We start from the raw sequence: 21,149 nt of genomic DNA on the forward strand, positions 1-21,149 counted from the left end.
TTTATTTCCCGTCACGCCAGAGCGCCTGCAGTTCAGGTGGCGCCACCTGTTCCGGAATCAGCAGCACAATGGTGCCCGACTCCCGGCGGGTTGCATACTGAATCTGAATGCGAAAATAGCGCTGATCGCCGCTGCCCACCTGCGCGGCTTTCTCCTCCGGTTCACCCAGAGGCATGGCCTGCTCCAGCGCGTGACAAACCCGCTGCTTTTCAGGCGCAGGCAGCTCGCCCAGCATAAAGCGCCGCTCGGCGCGCAGCCCCGGAATAAAAGCCATGCCGCCTTCCCGTGCGACGACGACGGTAGCATCATCGGTAAGTTCGGGCAGGTCACTCATAGCACGCCAACCTCCTTCCACGCCTGTTCAATAGCTTTGCTGACCGACTGATTAAACCGTTTTTCGCCGTGCTGAACCGTGAAGCGGGCAAAGGTTTTGAAGTCCGCATCCTGCGGGAGTTCGTCGTCACACAGGGTGTCATACCAGGCGTAGCCCGCCTGTTCCCACGCATAGCCGCCCAGCGCCGTGGCCGCCAGATAGAACGCCCGGTTAGGAATGCCGGAATTGATATGCACGCCGCCATTATCCTCGCGCGTCTTCACATAGTGATCCATGTGCGCAGGCTGCGGGTCTTTGCCCAGCATCGGGTCATCATACGCCGTGCCCGGTTCAGACATCGAGCGCAGGCCACGTCCATTGATGCCTTTTGCCAGCAGACCTTCGCCGATGATCCAGTCTGCCTCATCAGCACGCTGCTTTTTACTGAACTGCTTCACCAGCGAGCCGAAGACATCCGACAGCGATTCATTCAGCGCACCCGCCTGCTCGAAGTAGATCAGCCCGGCTTCATTTTCCGTGACGCCGTGGGCCAGTTCATGTGCCACTACGTCGATCGCAATCGTGAAGCGATTGAAGATCTCGCCGTCACCATCACCAAAGACCATCTGCTGACCGTTCCAGAAGGCATTCTGATATTTCTCACCGTAGTGGATGGTGCCCAGCAGCTTCAGGCCCTGACCATCCAGTGAGTTACGCTGATAGGCCTGCCAGAAGAAATCATAGGTGACGCCCAGATAGTCCCAGGCTTCATCTGCCGCCACGTCGTCATTGCCCGGCTGGCCCTCCTGACGGATGAGCTTGCCCGGCAGGGTCTGCTGACGTTGTGCATCATAAATTTCACGATCCACCTGACCGCCGACGGCCGTTTTTGCCACCGTGGGTTTTTGCCAGTGTTCGGCCATCAGGTGCTGAACGTGTGTCAGGGTGCGGCGCGCCTGCTCCTGCTGGTGGCCGGAACCGTGAGCAATGATCTTACGAAGGATATAGGGAGGAATAACGCAGTAAGCCATGTGAGACTCCTTGGCATCAGGGATGGTCCGGAAAGTATAGACTCTGAGGCGGGATGGGCCTCATGATTGAGGCCAGCGTTAATCAGGGAAACAGGCAGGGCGGCAGAATCAGGCGAGGTTTTTGCGACGGCGTTTTTTTTCTGGCACTAACTGCGTGACCTGGCTTTCGACCCAGCCATCATCAAGACGGGTGCGCAGCAGGTCGCCGCTCTGAAGCTGTCCGGTATTTTTCACCACCTGACCGGCCGTGTCGGTGGTCACGCTGAACCCCCGCGCCAGCGTGGCCAGCGGACTGACGCCTTCCAGCTGAGCGACCCGCTGACCAAAGATCTGTTTACGGCTGTTCAGCTGTTTTTCCATGCTCTGCTGCAGGCGATAGTGCCAGCTCTGCAGCTGTTTCTGCGCCTCAAACAGACGCTGCTGCGGCTGCTGCGCACTGAGGCGATGGAGCAGGCGATCCTGCTGGCGCGTGGCGTGACGCAGACGGTTTTCCATCGCTTCACCCAGACGCTGCTGCAGGCGGAACAGAGCGGTCTGCTGGCGCGCCAGGCGCAGCTGAGGATGCTGCTGTTGCAGACGATGCTCAAGACGGCTATAGCGCCGCTGCTGGCGGGCCAGATAGTAATCCATCGCCATCTCCAGCCGCTGCTGTTGCGACTGCAACTGGCGCAGCAGCTCAACCTGATTCCGGCTGACCAGCTCGGCGGCGGCGGAGGGGGTCGGCGCACGCAGGTCCGCCACAAAGTCGGCAATGGTGACGTCAGTTTCATGGCCGACCGCGCTGACAACAGGAATGCAGCTGGCAAAGATAGCGCGCGCAACGCGTTCGTCGTTAAAGCTCCACAAATCTTCCAGCGACCCGCCACCGCGACCGACAATTAACACGTCGCATTCGTTGCGCAGGTTGGCGATTTCGATCGCCCGGACGATAGCCGCCGGGGCATCAACGCCCTGAACTACGGTGGGATAGATCACGACGGGCAGGGAGGGATCGCGGCGATGCAGCACGCGCAATACATCATGCAGCGCCGCACCGGTGGAGGAGGTGATCACCCCGACCTGACGCGCCGGGTCCGGCAGCGGTTGCTTGTGCTGCGGCTCAAACAGGCCTTCGGTTGCCAGCTTTGCCTTCAGCCGTTCAAACTCCTGCTGGAGCAGCCCTTCGCCCGCCGGATGCATGCTTTCGGCAATCAGCTGATAGTCGCCGCGAGGCTCATAGAGGGTAATGCTGGCGCGGACCAGCACCTGCTGACCATGCTGAGGCCGGAAGGTCACGCGCCGGTTGCTGTTGCGGAACATGGCACAGCGAACCTGCGCGCCATCATCCTTCAGCGTGAAGTACCAGTGACCGGATGCGGGCTGGCTGAAATTGGAGATCTCGGCGCTGATCCAGACCAGGCCCATCTCTTTCTCCAGCAGCTGACGCACTGTCGTATTGAGACGGCTGACGGTAAAAATATTGGCAATGGGTGGCAGCGACATGTGACGAAGATCAAATTCCAAATCAGGAGGTTAATTCACCGATACTACAGTCCTGCCAGAGCGGATCAAGACTTTTCCGCAAAAAATAGTGGAGGCAATCGATTACGGCCTGTATAATGCCGCGGCAATATTTTATCTAATCTCAATCACCCGAGGTGGAGTATTGCCATGTTAAGAATCGCTAAAGAAGCACTCACTTTTGACGACGTTCTGCTCGTTCCTGCTCACTCCACCGTCCTGCCAAACACGGCCGACCTCAGCACGCAGCTGACCAAAAATATCCGTTTAAATATTCCTATGCTCTCTGCTGCGATGGACACCGTGACCGAAGCGGGCCTGGCGATCGCGCTGGCACAGGAAGGCGGTCTGGGTTTCATCCATAAAAACATGTCGATTGAACGCCAGGCGGATGAAGTGCGCAAGGTGAAGAAGCACGAGAGCGGCGTCGTGACCGAACCGCAGACCGTTCTGCCGACCACGCCGCTGTCTGACGTCAAAGCGCTGACCGAGCGTAATGGTTTTGCGGGTTATCCGGTAGTGAACGGCGACAATGAACTGGTGGGTATCATCACCGGTCGTGACGTGCGCTTTGTCACCGACCTCTCTCAGCCTGTTTCTGCCGTCATGACCCCGAAAGATCGTCTGGTGACGGTGAAAGAGGGCGAAGCGCGCGACGTTGTCCTGCATAAAATGCATGAAAAACGCGTCGAGAAAGCGCTGGTGGTGGATGACAGCTTCCATCTGCTGGGCATGATCACCGTTAAAGACTTCCAGAAAGCTGAACGTAAACCTAACGCCTGTAAAGATGCGCAGGGGCGTCTGCGCGTCGGTGCCGCTGTGGGTGCCGGTGCCGGCAATGAAGAGCGCATTGATGCGCTGGTCGCGGCGGGCGTTGACGTGCTGCTGATTGACTCTTCTCACGGCCATTCCGAAGGCGTGCTGTCACGTATCCGCGAAACCCGCGCAAAGTACCCGGATCTGGAGATCGTCGGCGGTAACGTGGCGACCGGTGCGGGCGCACTGGCGCTGGTTGAAGCAGGCGTGAGCGCGGTTAAAGTGGGTATCGGCCCGGGCTCTATCTGTACGACCCGTATCGTGACTGGCGTGGGTGTACCGCAGATCACGGCCGTTTCTGACGCCGTCGCCGCGCTGGAAGGTACCGGGATTCCGATCATTGCCGATGGCGGTATCCGTTTCTCTGGTGATATCGCGAAAGCGATCGCCGCCGGTGCATCCTGTGTGATGGTCGGTTCGATGCTGGCAGGAACCGAAGAGTCGCCGGGTGAGATCGAACTCTATCAGGGTCGTGCATTCAAATCCTATCGTGGTATGGGTTCACTGGGCGCGATGTCCAAAGGCTCCTCTGACCGCTACTTCCAGACTGATAACGCCGCGGACAAACTGGTGCCGGAAGGCATCGAAGGCCGCGTAGCTTATAAAGGCCGTCTGAAAGAGATCGTCCATCAGCAGATGGGCGGGCTGCGTTCGTGCATGGGTCTGACCGGTTGCCCGACCATTAATGACCTGCGTACCAAAGCGGAATTTGTCCGCATCAGTGGCGCGGGCATCAACGAGAGCCACGTGCATGACGTGACCATCACCAAAGAGTCACCGAACTACCGCATGGGTTCATAATCCCGATTTCCCGCCCGGCTTTAGCCGGGCGCTTTTATTGTTCAAGTCACCGTTCTGGAAAACCCTCAATGACGACGGAAAATATCCATAAGCACCGCATTCTGATTCTCGATTTCGGCTCACAATACACGCAGCTGGTCGCACGCCGCGTGCGCGAACTTGGCGTCTATTGTGAACTCTGGGCATGGGATGTCACCGAAGAGCAGATCCGCGCGTTCAACCCAAGCGGCATCATCCTTTCCGGTGGCCCGGAAAGCACTACCGAACTGAACAGCCCGCGCGCGCCTGAATATGTGTTTAACGCGGGCGTGCCGGTACTGGGCGTCTGCTACGGTATGCAGACCATGGCGATGCAGCTGGGCGGTAAAGTGGCGGGTTCAACCGAACGTGAGTTTGGTTATGCGCAGGTGGAAGTTACCACGCCAAGCGCCCTGGTTCGCGATATCGAAGATGCGATCAGCGCGGCCGGTAAACCGCTGCTGGATGTCTGGATGAGCCACGGCGACAAAGTCACGGCTATCCCGGCGGACTTCGTGACCGTTGCCAGCACAGAAACCTGCCCATTTGCCATTATGGCCAACGAAGAGAAACGTTTTTACGGCGTGCAGTTCCACCCGGAAGTGACTCATACCCGCCAGGGTCTGCGGATGCTGGAGCGCTTCATCATCGACATCTGTGAATGTGAAGCCCTGTGGACGCCAGCCAAGATCATCGAAGATGCGGTTGAGCGCCTGCGTGAGCAGGTTGGCAACGACAAAGTGATCCTCGGTCTGTCAGGCGGTGTGGACTCCTCCGTGACGGCGATGCTGCTGCATCGTGCGATTGGCGACCGTCTGACCTGCGTGTTTGTGGACAATGGCCTGCTGCGCCTGAACGAAGCACAGCAGGTAATGGATATGTTCGGTGACCACTTTGGCCTGAACATCATCCATGTCCCGGCCGAAATGCGCTTCCTGGATGCGCTGGCGGGCATCGACGATCCGGAAGCGAAGCGTAAAACCATCGGCCGCGTCTTTGTGGAAGTATTTGACGAAGAAGCGCTGAAGCTGCAGGACGTGAAGTGGCTGGCGCAGGGCACCATCTATCCTGACGTGATTGAGTCGGCGGCATCGGCTACCGGTAAAGCGCACGTCATTAAATCGCACCACAATGTCGGCGGCCTGCCGAAAGAGATGAAGATGGGCCTGGTTGAGCCGCTGAAAGAGCTGTTCAAAGACGAAGTGCGTAAGATTGGTCTGGAGCTGGGCCTGCCGTACGACATGCTGTTCCGCCATCCGTTCCCGGGTCCGGGTCTGGGCGTGCGCGTGCTGGGCGAAGTGAAAAAAGAGTATTGCGACCTGCTGCGTCGTGCCGATGCTATCTTCATCGAAGAGCTGCACAAAGCGGATCTTTACAACAAAGTCAGCCAGGCATTCACCGTCTTCCTGCCGGTTCGTTCGGTCGGTGTAATGGGCGATGGCCGCAAATATGACTGGGTTGTCTCGCTGCGTGCGGTGGAAACCATCGACTTTATGACCGCACACTGGGCGCACCTGCCGTATGAGTTCCTGGGCCGCGTCTCTAACCGCATCATCAACGAAGTCGACGGTATTTCCCGCGTCGTCTACGACATCAGCGGTAAGCCACCAGCAACGATTGAGTGGGAATGATCCCCCGCCGGCTGGTTAACGCCTGACCCTTCTGAAGCCCGCTGACCCGCGGGCTTTTTTACCAGCTTAACTTCCCGCAACGCCTGTTTTAACCTTTCAGCACATCCATACGTATCGCTGGCGATTTTCTGTTCACTTTGCCGGGAATTACGCTATTCTCCATGCTGTAAAAGCCTGTACCTGCCCCCTATTGTGTCCTGCTTTTATCCGCCGCTTCGATAACGTTTATTCTAAAGCCGCTTACTGAAATGCCTGCTGATCGGGCACGTCGTGATCCTAACGCCATCAGGAATGTTGTCATGCTCTCACTGAAAGTATTCAGCCTGTTTTTTGTTGCCGTCCTGCTGCTGTCACTCGGAGCCAGCATCGCGCAGGCGACGCGTCACGGCGAAACCGCAGAGCGGGGCGGCTGGGCGACGGCCCGCCGCGATTCGGCTGGCATTGCGCCCGATCCGCGCGCGCTATACAGCCTGGCTGTCGTACAGGTCTACGCGGCACCGACTTATGGCTGGAAAGGGCGGGTAGCGGTGCACCCCTGGATCATCTTCAAGCGTGCCGGTGAAACGCGCTACACGCGCTATGAAGTGATCAGCTGGGGCAGCGGCGATAAAGTCCGCCGCAATTCTAATCTGCCGGATGGCTACTGGTATGGCGCTAAACCCAGGCTGCTGGTGGATCACCGTGGGCCGGAAGCACAGGCGATGATTCCGCAGATTGAAGCCGCGATTCAATCTTATCCGTGGCCGACCACGTACCGCGCCTGGCCAGGGCCGAACAGCAATACTTTCCTGGCGCATATTGGCCGGGAAGTACCCGCCCTGAAGCTTGATCTGCCTGCGAACGCGCTGGGTAAAGATTACCGGCCGCTGTGGCGTCCGGTCGGTCTGCCGCCCTCCGGGCGCGGCGTGCAGGTATCGATTCTGGGTGTGGCGGGCGTGACGCTGGGCGCGGAAGAGGGGTTTGAGGTGAATCTTCTGGGGCTGAATATGGGACTCGATTTTATGCCATTCCGGCTGCGGCTGCCGTTTATTGGCGGTCTGGGCAATGATAATCTTCAGCAAAACAAACCCTGACAGTCAGGCCCCGACAGGGGCCATTTCATGTCAGCAGACGCCAAAATCACCCTCTTCGTGATAGAGGTTGACGCTCTCTGCGTTAACTTCTATCTCCTTCTTCGTCGCATCATCCACCCGTGCACACCACAGGGTGTCACCTTCGACCCGGAGCACCTGCATTTTAGGGCCGCCGGTTTTCGACTGAACAAAATCCTCTGCTTTAAACATTCTGCCTCCGCTGTTTGCTGTTGATGACGCCAGATGAAGCGTGCCGCTGACGATTTTTTGCGTACCGTTTTCCAGTTTATATCCTGGCAGTTTTACTGTGAGAAAAAGTCTGCGCATGCTGAGAACAAGAAAATATTTTTGCTGGTTGTCAGTTGACAACCAAATGATTCAGGCTCAGAATAGGGAAAAAATATGGCAAGGAAGCGGCACCCCAACAAAGAGATTGAAACGGCATTGCGCTACGCCGAATCACATGGCTGGCTGGTGGTCACCAGCGGTCATCACGCATGGGGAAAAATGTACTGCCCGAAAAATCTGCTGACGTGCCGATGCGGGGAATTTTGTCTGACCTGTATCTGGAGCACACCCAGAAACGCACATCAGCATGCCTGCGCACTGCGGCGCGTGGTCGATAATTGTCACTATCTGAAGTCCTGATGCAGCATAAGGAGAGATCCATGGAATATTGTTTTACACTGCGGTTCAGCCTGCCAGAAGGGCATGCCCCGGCAGATGCAATGCTGGAAACGCTGGCTGAAGCAGGCTGTGATGATGCGCTGATAGGCCTGGGGATGCCGGGCAGAATCGCCCTGGAATTTACCCGGGAAGCGGACTCGGCAACGGCGGCGCTGATTCAGGCGGAAGAGGATGTGCAGCGTGCCATTCCGGGTGCCACCCTGGTGGAGGCTGCGCCCGATTTTGTCGGCTTAACAGATGTGGCTGAGATTGTCGGTATGACCCGGCAGAATATGCGGAAGCTGATGCTCAGCCATCGTCCACCGTTTCCGCTGCCGGTGCATGACGGCAAAACCGCCATCTGGCATCTGTCGGATGTGCTGGAGTGGCTGAGCCAGCGCGGAGACTATGCGCTGCCTGCTGCCACCTGTGAGCTGGCCCAGGTCACACGGCAGCGTAATCTCAACGGGTCGCTGCAACGCTACGGCATACAGTCCTGATTAGTGCGGCAGCAGGAAGAGCGTCGCCAGCCCCAGGAAGATAAAGAAGCCGCCGGTATCGGTCAGTGCGGTGATCAGGACGCTGGAGCCCACCGCCGGATCGCGCTTCATTTTGGTCATGACCAGCGGCACCAGGACGCCCATTAGTGCGGCCAGCAGCAGATTCAGCGCCATCGCCAGCATCATCACGCCGCCAAGCGCCATATTGTCATACATCAGCCAGGTAATGGCACCCATGATGCCGCCCCAGAACAGGCCGTTGATCAGCGCAACGCCGAGTTCACGGACAATCAGAAACGAGAAGTTACCCGGTTCAACCTGATGTAAGGCCAGCGCCCGCACAATCATGGTTATCGTCTGGTTGCCGGTATTGCCGCCGATACCGGCGACGATGGGCATCAGTGTCGCCAGAGCCACAATCTGGGAAATGGTGCCTTCAAACAGGCCGATAACCCGGGAGGCAATAAAGGCGGTGCAGAGGTTGATAGCCAGCCAGGCCCAGCGTTTGCGCACCGATTTGCGTACCGGCGCGAACACGTCCTCTTCCTGACTGATCCCGCCCATTTTACGGATGTTGCTTTCGTTTTCGGCATTCACCAGGTCGATGATGTCTTCAATGGTGACACGGCCAATCAGTTTGCCCTTTGCATCAGTGACGGCGGCCGAGATCAGGTTATAACGTTCAAAGGCGCTGGCCGCATCTTCGGCTTTGTCATTGAGCTGAAAGGTGGTTGGCCGCGGGTTCATCACGTCGCTGACCCGTGTGGTGGGTTTATTCAGCAGGATATCGGTCAGCATCAGCTCGCCCAGCAGCTGATTCTGTTTATTGGTGATAAAGAGTTTATCGGTACCGCCGGGCATGCTTTTGCGCTTGCGCAGAAAACGCTGCACGGTCGCCAGCGTGACATCATCGCGCACCGTCAGGATATTGAAATCCATGACGCGGCCGACGCGGTCACGGTCAAGCTGCACCATGCTCAGCATACGGGCACGCAGTGCAGGCTCAACGGTCGCCAGCAGGCGTCCGGTCAGGTCGCGAGGCAGATAACGCGCCAGCCAGACCTGATCGTCGATATCCAGCGGCTGGATGGCGCGCAGGATGTCACGGTCGCTCATCTCTTCGGTAAGGCTGGCCCAGACCGTTTCAGAGGCTTCCACCAGCACATGGCCGCGCCGTTCATTCGGCACCAGCCGCCACAGCGCCTGACGCTCCTCTTCGGGCAAGGCTTCGAGAATATCCGCGAGGTCGGCGGCGTGCAGTTGCAGAATGTCCTGTTCCAGCGCATCGCGCCGGACCGCATTTTCACGTTGCTGCTCAGGGCTGAGATCGCCGGATTTCTCCAGAAGCGCATCAACCAGATCGTGCTCGTTGAGCAGCAGCGTCAGAATGCGATGACGTATTTCACTTAAACGTTGAGAATGAGAGGCAGACACAATTGATCCCTTTAGTCTGAAAGCACCAGCACGAAGTGTAGCGTTTCGCCTGAAAAAGGGATGCAAAAAAGCGTCCGGTTGTCTGGATTATGTTCAGGTTTCAGGCGAAAAAATCACGATTCGTTAGCGCGTGTCACCTGTTGTGATAGCAACCGGCTCGGGGATCGTTTTCTGTTGCTGATGATGCTCGAAGGCAGCAGGCAGGATAAAAATCAGGCGACTAAAAAGAATGATAAAACTGATCAGCAACACAATACGGGTCATGGTGCCGGTTTTCTGACGTCTTCGGGGAGAAATAGCGCTGTTCACGCGGGGTGGTTCCTGTAATGACCCATGCAGGGCGACTGCAATATTTAGTCACAGTCGCCTGATGAAATCAATCGCTGTAGAAAAAAACAGCAGATAAAGATCAGTAGCTCGCCTTCTGCGCCAGCAGCGTAGCGAAACGGCAGGTAATGCGGTTGCCGTTTTCGTCGGTGCGATGCAGCTGACCGGGATGCTCGTTGTACTTCACGATATGCCAGTTGCGGTAGTAGTGGCTGAGCTCACCTGACTTAAACGCAAAGGCGAAATCTGACGGGCAGGGCAAATCCGGCGTGTTCATCGCTGCAACAATCAGGTTGTAGCCGTTTCTGACGGTGCAGGCCTGCATATCGGCAATCAGCTGAGGAATGGTCTGCGGCTGCAGAAACATCATCACCACGGTCGACAGCACGAAGTCGAAGCCGCCATTGAAGCGCGTATTATTCAGGTCACGCTGCTCGGTATGAATGCCGCTCAGCGCCTCCCGCTCAATAATGGCCTGCAGGCGCGCCAGGCTCTGCGGGTTGTGATCCCACGCTGTGACGTCAAAACCGTGCTGATTCAGAAACAGTGTATTGCGGCCCACGCCGCAGCCCAGGTCAAGTGCCTTGCCGACGGTCAGCTTAGGCAGCGCCGCCACCACTTCAGAGTGGGGCGGCGTCAGGCCATAGGTTTCGGCGAAATAGTTATCGCCTGAAATCGGTGCGGTTGGTTGTGTCATCGTCTTCAGTTCAGTGAAAAGGGCGCCAGGCGCCCGGGTGATCAGGCTTCTTCTTCAAGGATCAGTTTCCATCCCGTGACGTCATTCCAGTAAACCTGCTCACGTTCAAGGTCGAGCTGGACCAGGTTGTTCTGACTGAAATAGCCAGCCGGGAAAACCAGCGTCCAGTGGCCGTCATCACATTTCAGGGTTAAGGAGTCGGGACGGGTAGTGGCCTGGCGCTGGTTATTCAGCAGCGTACCCAGGCGCAGCAGGAAAATCAGCGGCACAAACTGCTTTTTCTTAAACAGCGTGACGCGCGGCAGCTCATCGAGTTTCACCGCTTTACGGTGGAATCTGACCAGCGCCGCCAGCAGCATCTGCTGATCCTGATTGAAGCCTGGCAGGTTGGTATTTTGCAGGATATAGGCCGAGTGGCGCTGCAGAGCGCTGTGATTGATGGTCAGGCCCACCTCATGCAGCATCGCCGCCCATTTCAGCAGGGCAGCCAGCTGCGGGTTCGCCAGTTTCGGGTTCTGCTCGCGCCACTGCAGATAGAGCTGCTCGGTGGTTTCCAGCACCCGACGCGCCTGATCGCTGTCGATAGCGTAATGGTTCGCCAGGCTCTGCGCAGTCCGGCTGCGAATATCCTGATGACGGAAACGGCCTTCCATCTCATACAGCACGCCTTCACGCAGCGCGCCGTCGGAGAGGCGCAGCTCGCGAATTGCCAGCGCATCAAACACACCACACAGAATCGCCAGCCCCGGTACAAACACGCCTTTGCGCTCTTCCGAGAGGCCCGGCAGACTCAGGGCCGCAAAAGATTTGTGCTTCATTACCTCGTCATAGAGCTTGTCGAGACGCTCGGGCGTAATCAGCTTCTCTTTCTCATCCATCGCCTGCAGCACTTCGCAGGCGGCTTTGATGGTTCCGGAGGCGCCCAGCGCGTACTGCCAGCCGTGAAGACGATATTGCCAGGCCAGGGTTTCCAGCTTCTGCGCTGCCGCTAAACGGGCGCGGCGGAAGTTTTCGCGGCTGATTTCGCCTTTCGGAAAGTAGACCTGAGCGAAACTGACGCAACCCATACGACGGCTCTCGACCAGCTGCGGTTCAAAATCCTCGCCAATCACCAGTTCGGTGGAGCCACCGCCGATATCGATCACCAGCTTGCGGCCTTTCTCCGGCTGCGTGTGCTCCACGCCCATAAAGATCAGACGCGCCTCTTCATGGCCTGAAATCACCTCGATAGGGTAGGGGATCACCTCGGCAGCCCGCTGCAGGAAGGTTTCGGCGTTGACCGCTTCACGTAGCGTATGAGTACCGACGATCGTCACGTTGCTGGGACTGAACCCCTGCAAACGCTCGGCGAACAGGGCCAGGCAGGCCAGCCCGCGCTCCATCGCCTCCTCGCTGAGGTTGTGTTGCGCATCCAGGCCATCAGCCAGGTGAACGCGCTGCTTAAGGCGACCCAGTACCTGCATCGCACCATCGACAACCCGCGCAATCACCATGTGGAAACTGTTCGAGCCCAGGTCAATCGCCGCAAACTCCTGGGGTTTTGGCGTACTTTTATGAGAAATTGGCATAGGATTTATTCAGGTTGTTCCAGGGTCTTGATGTAATCATAAATCGCCAGCTGCGAGCGCACTTTACGACGATTGCCGCGCTGGACGTAGTGATTACTCAGCTCTTTATCGACGACGCGGGCTTTCACCGTATCACTCAACTGAATGGCAATGATGTCGAGTATGCGCTGTCGGATGCGGGGATCGAGGATCGCCACGGCCACTTCGATGCGGTAATCGATATTACGCGTCATCCAGTCAGCGGAGGAGAGGAACACCTTTTTATCGCCACCATTCTCAAAAATATAGACGCGATCATGTTCCAGATAACGGTCAACGATACTGATGACGCGAATATTTTCACTGATCCCGGGCAGGTCAGGTATTAGCGAGCACATTCCGCGCACCAGGAGGTTTACCTTCACTCCTACGCTGGAGGCTGTATAAAGCCGATCAACCAGCCCTTTGTCCACCAGATTGTTGATTTTCAGAGTAATGCCGCTGGGCTTATTCTGCTGGGCGTTGGCGATTTCGGTGTCGATGAGTTCATACAGCATCCGCCGCGAGTTCTGCGGTGACACCATCAGGTGATCGAAGGTCACAGGCCGATAGGGGTTCTCGATAAAGTTGAAGACCCGGCGCACCTCATTGGTAATACGCGCGTCTGCCGTCAGCAGGGAGTAATCTGTGTAGAGTCGCGCGGTTTTCTCGTTGAAGTTGCCGGTGCCGATATGCGCATAGCGCACAATCTCTTCGCCCTCGCGGCGCGAGATCAGGAACAGCTTGGCGTGGATCTTCAGGCCTGGCGCAGAGAAAATAACGTGGACGCCGGCTTCTGTCAGGCGCTTGGCCCAGTAGATATTGGCCTCTTCATCAAAGCGCGCCTGCAGCTCTACGACCACCGTCACCTTTTTGCCGTTATAGGCGGCATGGATCATCGCATCCATGATGCGCGAATGTTTCGCGACACGGTAAATGTTGATTTTGATCGCCAGCACGCTGGGGTCAAACGACGCCTGACGCAGCAGCTCCAGCACATGCTCAAACGTGTGATAGGGATAGTAGAGCAGCACGTCGCGGTTGCGAATCGCATCAAAGCCGTTGCGGAAGCCATCAAAGCCAATGTGACGGATCTGCGGCAGCGGGCGGTTAATCAGGTTGTTTTTGCCGACGTTCGGGAAGCCGATAAAGTCTTTGAAGTTGTGGTAGCGGCCGCCCGGCAGTATGGAGTCAAAATTCGAGATGGAGAGCTTGTGGCACAGCAGCTCAACCATCGCTTCCGGCATGTCGCGCTGATAGACGAAGCGCACCGGCTCTGCGGTCAGACGTTGCTTGAGGCTGGAGGACATCAGCTCCAGCAGGCTCGACTCCATCTCCGTCACCAGATCGTACTCCGCGTCACGTGTCATTTTCATCGAATAGGCGTTGAGCGCGTCGTAATCATAAAAGCCTTTAAAAATATCATCCAGGCAGTAACGCAAAATGTTATCCAGCAGGATCATCGGCTTGCGGCGGCGCGGCGGCTCTGCCGGCAGGTTAATAAAGCGCGGCACCTTATCGGACGGGATCTCCAGCAGCGCATAGCGGATGTCGTCACCGCGAATAATCTCTACCGCCAGATAGGTGTAATCGTCTTTAAGAAATTCGGTCAGGTCGGTTTCATGGGTGATCAGAATCGGCGAGATATGCTGACGCAACTCATGCTTGAAATAGTGGCGCAGCCACGCCTGCTGGTTAAGGGAGAGCTGACGTTCGTTGATCAGGAAGATCTGATTACGCGCCATCTCCAGCAGCAGCTCATTGTAGAGCGCATCAAATTCCTGATCGGACTTCATTACCCGCTGCTGGATTTTCTTAAACAGATGGCGTGGCGTACTGGCAGAACCCTGCTCTTCACCAATCAGGATCCGGCGTTTCAGATCGGCAAACCGCACTTTATAGAATTCGTCGAGATTGTTGGAGTAGATGCCCAGAAAGCGCATCCGCTCAATCAGTGGATTGCTTTTGTCCGCGGCTTCCTGCAAAACGCGTTCATTAAAAGATAACCAGCTTAATTCTTTTTCAATATAAAGCTTTACCTGACCCATTCTCACTCCATTTAGCGGTTGCAGGACTGAAGATCCAGTATCCATCAACATTATGGCGAGAGTATGGCAGCGTTGTCCAACGCCAGCAGTTGTCTTATCAATCGGCTACGGGCAACATAGCGGCTTATTTTGGCCCTGTTACCGGAACCGCATGAGCGTAAACCACATTCCTGTCCAATTCAGCGATCGTAAGCGTCGTGCCGTTGATCGGCTGACGCGGCGGCTGATCACCTGCTGTGGTGTGGCGATCCTGCTGTTGATGCTGCTGCTGTTTTGCTGGCTGATTGGCGTGGTACTTCCACTGTTCAGTGCGCCAGGCGTGCAGATGATGCCCGGTCAGCAGCTCTGGGATCGGACGCCCGCTGTCGCGACAGGGAATCTGGGCCGGGTCGGCTGGCGTATCAGCAGCCAGGGCGCCGCCCGGTTTATTCCGCTGGATGGTCAGCCTGCTGAACCGGCGCTGGCGCTGACGCCGCCGCCCGATGACGTGGTGCGGAGCAGTGATGAACAGACGCTGCTGCTGAACATGCAGGGGGCGCTGACGCTGATGCAGCCCACCGCTGACGGGCAGTGGCATTTTCCACTGGGCGACAAACCCTTTCATCTGCCCGGAGGCAGAGTGACGAAGATGGCGCTGGCGACGCGCCATGCCGGTCAGTGGCGCATTGCGGCGCTCACGGCAGCCGGGCTGCGGGTGCTGACGCTCGGCACCGATCGCCAGGCCTCCGTGTTCTCACTGCCGCAGGATCGGCTGGATCGGCTGGCTCTCTCGCCGACAGGCGATCTGCTCTACACCACGGAGGGCAGCCTGCTGCGGGTCTGGCAACTGGATGACGATCGGGCTCACCTGCGCGAAACCCACACGCTGGCGCATCCCCCGCAAAGCCTGCATCTGCTGGTGGGCGGCAGAACGCTGCTGATTCAGGATCGCACTGGCGTCACACAGTGGTTCGCTATTGCCGGTGAGCAGGGGCCGCGCCTGCAGCGTATCCGGACGTTTGCCGACAGCCAGAGCGATGACGGAACGCTACTGGTGACAGAATCACAACGGCGGGTGTTTGCGACGATCAGCAAACAGGGGCTGCTACGCCTCTTTGCCAGCAAGCAGACCGGGCCGATTCTGCAGCGTCAGCTGGCGCCTGGCGTTGTGCAGGCGCAATTTTCACCTCAGGGTGACTCGCTTCTGATTGAGCGGGCGGGAAGCTGGCAGCTCCTGCGGCTCGATAATCCCTGGCCGGACGTCACCTGGCGCAGTTTCTGGCAAAAAATCTGGTATGAAAATTACCCTGGCCCGGAGTGGGTCTGGCAGTCCACCGCGGCGGGCGACAGCTATCAGGCTAAGTTCAGCCTGATGCCGATGGTGACAGGAACCTTAAAGGCGGCCAGCCTGGCGCTGCTGTTTGCCACCCCGCTGGCGCTGGCCGCCGCGATGTACACCGCATGGTTTATGTCGCCCGGATTACGGCGCTGGGTTAAACCGGCCATTGAGATGATGGGCGCGCTGCCGAGCGTGGTCGTGGGGCTGATTGCCGGGATCTGGCTCGCACCGCATATCGGACAGGCGCTGGTGGGCGTGCTGCTGCTGCCGCTGACGCTGGCGGGCACGTTACTGCTGTGCGGCGTGCTCAGCGCACGCTTACCGTCGCGCTGGCGGCAGCCGGGCCGGGAGGTGCTGATTCTGCTGCCGCTGTTATTGTTGATCACGCTGCTGACGCTGTGGCTGCCTGTGCTGTTTATTCCGGATGCGGGTGACTGGCTGCCCCATTATGAGCAGCGCAATCTGCTGGTTGCGGCGCTGGCGATGGGCTTTGCGCTGGTGCCCCTGATTTTTACACTTTCCGAAGATGCTCTGTTCAGCGTACCGGCCGCCCTGGGGCAGGGATCGCTGGCGCTGGGGGCCACACCGTGGCAGACCCTGACCCGCGTCGTCCTGCCTGGTGCCTCGGCCGGTATCTTTGCCGCGCTGATGATCGGGCTGGGGCGGGCCGTGGGCGAAACCATGATTCTGCTGATGGCCACCGGTAACACGCCGCAGAGTGAGGGTGGGCTGTTCAGTGGCCTGCGCGCGCTGTCGGCAAATATCGCCATTGAGATGCCCGAAGCGGTGGCGGGCAGCGCCCATTATCGCGTGCTGTTTCTCAGCGCCCTGATGCTGCTGATCTTTACGCTGGTGATCAATACTGTTGCCGAACTGATTCGTCAGCGGCTGCGTCAGCGTTACAGTCAGCAGGAGGAGCAGGCATGAAGGCGATGCGACAGAACGACCGCTGGCGCTGGTTAACCGCCGGGGCCGTTACGGTCTGCCTGCTGGCCTTTACGCTGCTCATCGGGCTGCTGGCCTGGCAGGGTGTTCGGGCTTTCTGGCCGCAGCGCGTGGATCTCTATACGTTCAGTCAGCCGGAAGGCGGCGAGACACGCCTGCTGGGCGAAACCCTGGAGCATCAGCGCCATTTTCCGGCACCGGCAGATGAACAGGGCAACAGCGGTGGACAGGTGCATCGCTACCTGGTGAAAACCGGTAACCGCGACTGGGATGCGCCTGACTTTCGGGTCATCTACAGCCGTACCGCAGCGCAGGTCAGCCAGCCAGCGGAGATTGTGGTGCTGCAGCGGCGCAGCCACGGCCTGGCCTATGGCTGGTTTGTCGGCCTGCGGGAAGATAATGAAGAGTTAACCGCGCGGCATCCCGATGCGCTGTTGCACCAGCGGCTGAGGCAGGTACAGATGCTGGTACGGCAGGCGAATCAGATTCGCCGGGTCGATATGGCGCGCCTCAACAACCAGCGTGAAGAGCTCGATGAGCAGGCGGCCCGAAACCGTGCTGCCGGACGCTTCGATCTGCAGGCCGAATCGGAATATCAGGCCAATCAGGCCGCCCTGCAGCGCCGCTTTAATCAGCTGAGCGAAACGCTGGCGGCCCTGCAACTGCAGAGTCAGCGCGATCTGCTTATTCTGCGTGACGTTCAGGGCACCGAACATGCGATTCCGCTGACCGAAATCGTCGATAGCTGGCAGCCAAACGCCATGACGCTGAGCGGCAAAATGGTGCATTTTCTGCATCAGCTATGGCGTTTTGTCAGCGACACACCCGCCGAAGGCGAAAGTGAATCCGGGGCGTTTCCAGCGATCTTTGGCACTGTGCTGATGGTGCTGCTGATGTCGGTGGTGGTGATGCCGCTGGGCGTCGTCGCCGCCATCTGGCTGCATGAATATGCCGGACGTCATGCGCTGACGCGACTGGTGCGCATTGCGGTGGTCAATCTGGCGGGCGTCCCCTCCATCGTCTATGGCGTCTTTGGTCTGGGATTCTTTGTCTGGCTGGCGGGCGGCACCATTGATCGACTGTTCTTCGCCAGTGCGCTGCCAAACCCCACATTTGGTACGCCCGGCTTGCTCTGGGCGTCGCTGACGCTGGCCCTGCTGACGCTGCCTGTGGTGATTGTGGCGACCGAAGAGGGGCTATCCCGCATTCCCAACAGCCTGCGTCAGGGATCGCTGGCGCTGGGGGCTACCCAGGCGGAAACGCTGTGGAATGTGGTCCTGCCCATGGCGGTGCCCGCCATGCTGACCGGGCTGATTCTGGCCGTCGCGCGGGCCGCCGGGGAAACCGCGCCGCTGATGCTGGTGGGCGTGGTCAAGATGGTGCCGGAGCTGCCGGTGGACGCAGTATTTCCTTATCTGCATCTGGACCGCAAGTTTATGCATCTGGGCTTCCAGATTTACGATCTGGCGTTTCAGAGTCCGAATATTGAAGCTGACCGGCCGCTGGTCTTTGCGACCGCGCTGCTGCTGGTGCTGATTATTCTCTCACTGAATCTGCTGGCGATGGGTCTGCGTCACCGTCTGCGTGAACGCTATCGTCTTATGACTCAATAACAGGCTATGACTATGACGTCCGACACGGATATCGCGCTGACCGTTAACCAGCTATCGCTGTGGTATGGCGAGCGCCAGGCGCTGCAGGGTATTTCGCTGCAGGTGCCAAAAAACAGGATCACTGCGCTGATTGGTCCTTCTGGCTGTGGCAAGTCTACGCTGCTGCGCTGCTTTAACCGCATGAACGATGTGATCGATCACTGCCGGGTCGAGGGCGACGTGCTGCTGGGATCGCAGTCGATCCTGCGTCCTGAGCAGGATCTCTCGGCGCTGCGGCGGCGGGTCGGCATGGTGTTTCAGCGGCCCAATCCCTTTCCGAAATCGATTTATGAAAACGTGATCTACGGGCTGCGTCTGCAGGGCGTGCGCGATCGGCGGGTGCTGAACGAAGCCTGCGAACGGGCGCTGCGGGCGGCGGCGCTCTGGAGTGAGGTGAAAGATCAGCTGTCGCAGAATGCGCTGACGCTCTCGACCGGACAGCAGCAGCGTCTGGTCATCGCCCGCGCTATCGCGATTGAGCCGGAAGTGTTGCTGCTGGATGAACCGACCTCCGCGCTGGACCCCATCTCCACGCTGGTAATCGAAGAGCTGATGACCACGCTCAGGCAGCATTTCACGCTGGTACTGGTGACGCACAACATGCAGCAGGCGTCGCGCGTCTCCGATTACACCGCGTTTATGCATCAGGGCACGTTAGTGGAGTTTGACGAAACCGATCGCATCTTTACCGCGCCGAAACAGCGCCGGACCGAAGATTATATTACGGGGCGCTACGGCTGAGCCAGCATCGGGAAAGGGGCGACCTGAGGACGATCACACCGGCTCAGGGGGCCTGTGTCCTGCGTAAAGACGCAAAAGAGGCCCTCCATGACGGGCTCAACGCGGACGATTACGCACCTCATCCCTGAGGTGCGCCCGCTACCGGGCCATCGCTTCACATTTGTCAGCCGTCTGTGGGAAACGCCTGACGGCTTCCAGTACATCAGTCGTTAGCATAGCCCTGCGGCGGCAGCGGTTCGCCATCCAGCCAGGCTTTACCGTCGTGCATTGTCAGCCGGCCCTCAACAAACCAGCCGATCACCAGCGGATAGATGGCATGCTCCTGATGCTGAACCCGCTCCGTGATCTCCGCCTCCGTGTCGCCGGGAAAAACCGGGACTTTCGCCTGCAGGATCACCGGGCCACCATCCAGCTCATCCGTGACAAAATGCACGGAGGTGCCATGTTCGCTGTCGCCATTCTCCAGCGCCTGACGGTGCGTATGCAGGCCCGGGTATTTCGGCAGCAGAGAAGGGTGGATATTCAGCAGGCGATTGTGAAAGTGGGCGACAAAAGCGGGGCTGAGAATCCGCATATAGCCGGCCAGCACAATCAGATTGGGCGCGTACGCCTCGATCTCCGCAATGAGCTGGCGGTCGAAGGCTTCACGATCAGCGAAGTCGCTGGCGGCAAGCGCATGGGCGGGCACGCCCGCCTCCTGCGCCCGCGTCAGGCCATAAGCCGCGGCACGGTTGCTGAACACGGCAGCCACGCTGCCGTGAATCCGCCCGCTGGCGCAGGCGTCAAGGATGGACTGAAGGTTACTTCCGTTGCCGGAAATCAGTACAACCAGCTTTTTCATCCGTTAATAACCACACGCTCTTCAGCATCGGAGGCTTTGATCACGCCCAGCTTCCAGGCTTTCTCGCCCGCTGCCTGCATCAGCGCAATCGCCTTATCCGCGTCGGCCGGGCTCAGGGCGATGACCATGCCGACACCACAGTTAAAGGTGCGATACATCTCGAAACGGCTGACGTTGCCCGCCTGCTGCAGCCAGCTGAAGACGGCCGGCCACTGCCAGCTTTTCTCGTCGATGACCGCCTGGGTGTTGTCAGGCAGTACGCGCGGAATATTTTCCCAGAAGCCGCCGCCGGTCAGGTGCGCAATCGCGTGTACATCGACCTGCTCAATCAGGCTCAGGATGTTCTTCACATAGATGCGGGTCGGTTCCAGAAGATGGTCAGCCAGCGGTTTGCCTTCCAGCTGTTCAGACAGCGGATCGGTGTTGCTGACTTCCAGAATTTTGCGTACCAGCGAGTAGCCGTTGGAGTGCGGGCCGCTGGAACCGAGGGCGATCAGCACGTCGCCATCCTGCACCTTGCTGCCATCAATGATCTCTGACTTTTCCACCACGCCGACACAGAACCCGGCCACGTCATAATCTTCGCCGTGATACATGCCCGGCATCTCGGCGGTTTCACCGCCCACCAGCGCACAACCTGACTGCAGACACCCTTCAGCGATACCAGTGATCACCGCAGAGGCCGTTTCCACATCCAGTTTCCCGGTGGCGTAATAGTCGAGGAAGAAGAGCGGCTCGGCGCCCTGAACCACCAGATCGTTGACGCACATCGCGACCAGGTCAACGCCGATGGCATCGTGACGTTTGAGATCCATCGCCAGACGCAGCTTGGTGCCCACGCCATCGGTGCCGGAAACCAGCACGGGCTCACGGTATTTCTGCGGCAGCGCGCAAAGCGCACCAAAACCGCCCAGTCCACCCATCACTTCCGGGCGACGCGTCTTTTTCACTACGCCTTTAATACGGTCAACCAGAGCGTTACCAGCATCAATATCAACACCGGCGTCTTTGTAACTGAGAGAGGTTTTGTCGGTCACTGCGAGGTCCCCACGCGAGTTGCGGTTGGTGGTTTAAAATAAAGCGCGGCAATTCTATCAGTGCAGGCAAACGTTTGCGAGTCCGGGATTGCGCATCGGCCGAATTTCATCAATCCTCTGTTTGTCCCTGTAAAAGCCGCGGTATTGCGCAAGGAGAGGTGGCGCGCCGTCCAA

19 protein-coding genes are annotated in these 21,149 nt (G+C 58.3%); 8 read left to right on the plus strand and 11 right to left on the minus strand.

Features of this window, described 5'->3' with window-relative positions; genetic code table 11:
- Position 1 precedes the first annotated feature (1 nt).
- The 3 genes from RT657_RS15260 to xseA form a co-directional block, all read right to left on the minus strand.
- Complete coding sequence (locus RT657_RS15260; RefSeq protein ID WP_313655464.1) at positions 2-334, minus strand: protealysin inhibitor emfourin; 333 nt, start codon at positions 332-334, stop codon at positions 2-4.
- On the minus strand, positions 331-1,344 hold the full coding sequence (locus RT657_RS15265) for a M4 family metallopeptidase (protein WP_313655465.1): 1,014 nt from the start codon (positions 1,342-1,344) through the stop codon (positions 331-333). The genes RT657_RS15260 and RT657_RS15265 overlap by 4 nt, the downstream gene beginning before the upstream one ends.
- 108 nt (positions 1,345-1,452) lie before the next feature.
- Positions 1,453-2,826, minus strand: a complete 1,374-nt coding sequence (gene xseA, locus RT657_RS15270; protein ID WP_313655466.1) for an exodeoxyribonuclease VII large subunit — start codon at positions 2,824-2,826, stop codon at positions 1,453-1,455.
- A 168-nt stretch (positions 2,827-2,994) separates the two neighbouring features.
- Between xseA and guaB the strand changes: the two genes are divergently transcribed.
- The 3 genes from guaB to RT657_RS15285 all read left to right on the plus strand — a co-directional run bounded on the left by guaB (position 2,995) and on the right by RT657_RS15285 (position 7,183).
- Entirely contained in the window at positions 2,995-4,461 is a 1,467-nt protein-coding gene (gene guaB, locus RT657_RS15275) for an IMP dehydrogenase (RefSeq protein ID WP_313655467.1), read from the plus strand.
- A gap of 68 nt (positions 4,462-4,529) precedes the next feature.
- A complete protein-coding gene (guaA, locus tag RT657_RS15280; protein WP_313655468.1) occupies positions 4,530-6,110 on the plus strand; it encodes a glutamine-hydrolyzing GMP synthase in 1,581 nt (526 codons plus the stop codon).
- Between the two features lie 299 nt (positions 6,111-6,409).
- Positions 6,410-7,183 (plus strand): DUF3750 domain-containing protein, encoded by a 774-nt coding sequence (locus RT657_RS15285; RefSeq protein WP_313655470.1) that lies wholly within the window; start codon positions 6,410-6,412, stop codon positions 7,181-7,183.
- Positions 7,184-7,213: 30 nt separating this feature from the next.
- Here RT657_RS15285 and RT657_RS15290 read toward each other — a convergent pair whose 3' ends face one another.
- The gene (locus RT657_RS15290) at positions 7,214-7,393 is read right to left on the minus strand and encodes a DUF2158 domain-containing protein (RefSeq protein ID WP_128085702.1); all 180 of its coding nucleotides are present in this window, start codon (positions 7,391-7,393) and stop codon (positions 7,214-7,216) included.
- 192 nt (positions 7,394-7,585) lie between these two features.
- On the opposite strand from RT657_RS15290, the gene RT657_RS15295 reads away from it, so the two are divergent.
- On the plus strand, positions 7,586-7,831 hold the full coding sequence (locus tag RT657_RS15295) for a hypothetical protein (RefSeq protein ID WP_313655471.1): 246 nt from the start codon (positions 7,586-7,588) through the stop codon (positions 7,829-7,831).
- Between the two features lie 20 nt (positions 7,832-7,851).
- Positions 7,852-8,349 (plus strand): DNA-binding protein, encoded by a 498-nt coding sequence (locus tag RT657_RS15300; RefSeq protein WP_313655472.1) that lies wholly within the window; start codon positions 7,852-7,854, stop codon positions 8,347-8,349.
- On the opposite strand, the gene mgtE is transcribed toward RT657_RS15300, so the two are convergent.
- The 5 genes from mgtE to ppk1 form a co-directional block, all read right to left on the minus strand.
- On the minus strand, positions 8,350-9,783 hold the full coding sequence (gene mgtE / locus RT657_RS15305) for a magnesium transporter (protein ID WP_313655474.1): 1,434 nt from the start codon (positions 9,781-9,783) through the stop codon (positions 8,350-8,352).
- Between the two features lie 123 nt (positions 9,784-9,906).
- Positions 9,907-10,092 carry a YfgG family protein gene (locus tag RT657_RS15310; protein ID WP_313655476.1) on the minus strand — a complete coding sequence of 62 codons (186 nt, stop codon included), beginning with the start codon at positions 10,090-10,092 and terminating at the stop codon, positions 9,907-9,909.
- Positions 10,093-10,192: 100 nt separating this feature from the next.
- Positions 10,193-10,807, minus strand: coding sequence for a tellurite resistance methyltransferase TehB (tehB, locus tag RT657_RS15315; protein ID WP_313655477.1), 615 nt, complete (start codon positions 10,805-10,807; stop codon positions 10,193-10,195).
- 41 nt (positions 10,808-10,848) lie between these two features.
- Positions 10,849-12,375, minus strand: a complete 1,527-nt coding sequence (gene ppx, locus RT657_RS15320; RefSeq protein WP_313655478.1) for an exopolyphosphatase — start codon at positions 12,373-12,375, stop codon at positions 10,849-10,851.
- Between the two features lie 5 nt (positions 12,376-12,380).
- Entirely contained in the window at positions 12,381-14,441 is a 2,061-nt protein-coding gene (ppk1, locus tag RT657_RS15325) for a polyphosphate kinase 1 (protein ID WP_313655479.1), read from the minus strand.
- 151 nt (positions 14,442-14,592) lie between these two features.
- Between ppk1 and RT657_RS15330 the strand changes: the two genes are divergently transcribed.
- From RT657_RS15330 to pstB, 3 genes are read left to right on the plus strand one after another with little or no spacing between them, the layout of a single operon-like run.
- Positions 14,593-16,686 (plus strand): ABC transporter permease subunit, encoded by a 2,094-nt coding sequence (locus RT657_RS15330; RefSeq protein ID WP_313655480.1) that lies wholly within the window; start codon positions 14,593-14,595, stop codon positions 16,684-16,686.
- The gene (gene pstA / locus RT657_RS15335; RefSeq protein ID WP_313655481.1) at positions 16,683-18,317 is read left to right on the plus strand and encodes a phosphate ABC transporter permease PstA; all 1,635 of its coding nucleotides are present in this window, start codon (positions 16,683-16,685) and stop codon (positions 18,315-18,317) included. Before RT657_RS15330 ends, pstA begins: the two co-directional genes overlap by 4 nt.
- Before the next feature lie 12 nt (positions 18,318-18,329).
- On the plus strand, positions 18,330-19,097 hold the full coding sequence (gene pstB / locus RT657_RS15340; RefSeq protein ID WP_409521007.1) for a phosphate ABC transporter ATP-binding protein PstB: 768 nt from the start codon (positions 18,330-18,332) through the stop codon (positions 19,095-19,097).
- A 202-nt stretch (positions 19,098-19,299) separates the two neighbouring features.
- On the opposite strand, the gene purN is transcribed toward pstB, so the two are convergent.
- Together purN and purM are read right to left on the minus strand one after the other, a co-directional pair.
- Positions 19,300-19,938: a phosphoribosylglycinamide formyltransferase gene (purN, locus tag RT657_RS15345; protein WP_313655483.1), complete on the minus strand. Its 639-nt coding sequence runs from the start codon at positions 19,936-19,938 to the stop codon at positions 19,300-19,302.
- Positions 19,935-20,975, minus strand: coding sequence for a phosphoribosylformylglycinamidine cyclo-ligase (purM, locus tag RT657_RS15350; protein WP_111139321.1), 1,041 nt, complete (start codon positions 20,973-20,975; stop codon positions 19,935-19,937). The genes purN and purM overlap by 4 nt, the downstream gene beginning before the upstream one ends.
- Positions 20,976-21,149 lie beyond the last annotated feature (174 nt).

This window comes from Pantoea sp. (assembly GCF_032114055.1).
GTDB lineage: Bacteria > Pseudomonadota > Gammaproteobacteria > Enterobacterales > Enterobacteriaceae > Pantoea.

Coding starts and splice junctions, on each gene's coding strand:
- RT657_RS15260 (WP_313655464.1), bottom strand. CDS start 334: ATGAGTGACCTGCCCGAACTTACCGATGATGCTACCGTCGTCGTCGCA.
- RT657_RS15265 (WP_313655465.1), bottom strand. CDS start 1,344: ATGGCTTACTGCGTTATTCCTCCCTATATCCTTCGTAAGATCATTGCT.
- xseA (WP_313655466.1), bottom strand. CDS start 2,826: ATGTCGCTGCCACCCATTGCCAATATTTTTACCGTCAGCCGTCTCAAT.
- guaB (WP_313655467.1), top strand. CDS start 2,995: ATGTTAAGAATCGCTAAAGAAGCACTCACTTTTGACGACGTTCTGCTC.
- guaA (WP_313655468.1), top strand. CDS start 4,530: ATGACGACGGAAAATATCCATAAGCACCGCATTCTGATTCTCGATTTC.
- RT657_RS15285 (WP_313655470.1), top strand. CDS start 6,410: ATGCTCTCACTGAAAGTATTCAGCCTGTTTTTTGTTGCCGTCCTGCTG.
- RT657_RS15290 (WP_128085702.1), bottom strand. CDS start 7,393: ATGTTTAAAGCAGAGGATTTTGTTCAGTCGAAAACCGGCGGCCCTAAA.
- RT657_RS15295 (WP_313655471.1), top strand. CDS start 7,586: ATGGCAAGGAAGCGGCACCCCAACAAAGAGATTGAAACGGCATTGCGC.
- RT657_RS15300 (WP_313655472.1), top strand. CDS start 7,852: ATGGAATATTGTTTTACACTGCGGTTCAGCCTGCCAGAAGGGCATGCC.
- tehB (WP_313655477.1), bottom strand. CDS start 10,807: ATGACACAACCAACCGCACCGATTTCAGGCGATAACTATTTCGCCGAA.
- ppx (WP_313655478.1), bottom strand. CDS start 12,375: ATGCCAATTTCTCATAAAAGTACGCCAAAACCCCAGGAGTTTGCGGCG.
- ppk1 (WP_313655479.1), bottom strand. CDS start 14,441: ATGGGTCAGGTAAAGCTTTATATTGAAAAAGAATTAAGCTGGTTATCT.
- RT657_RS15330 (WP_313655480.1), top strand. CDS start 14,593: ATGAGCGTAAACCACATTCCTGTCCAATTCAGCGATCGTAAGCGTCGT.
- pstA (WP_313655481.1), top strand. CDS start 16,683: ATGAAGGCGATGCGACAGAACGACCGCTGGCGCTGGTTAACCGCCGGG.
- pstB (WP_409521007.1), top strand. CDS start 18,330: ATGACGTCCGACACGGATATCGCGCTGACCGTTAACCAGCTATCGCTG.
- purN (WP_313655483.1), bottom strand. CDS start 19,938: ATGAAAAAGCTGGTTGTACTGATTTCCGGCAACGGAAGTAACCTTCAG.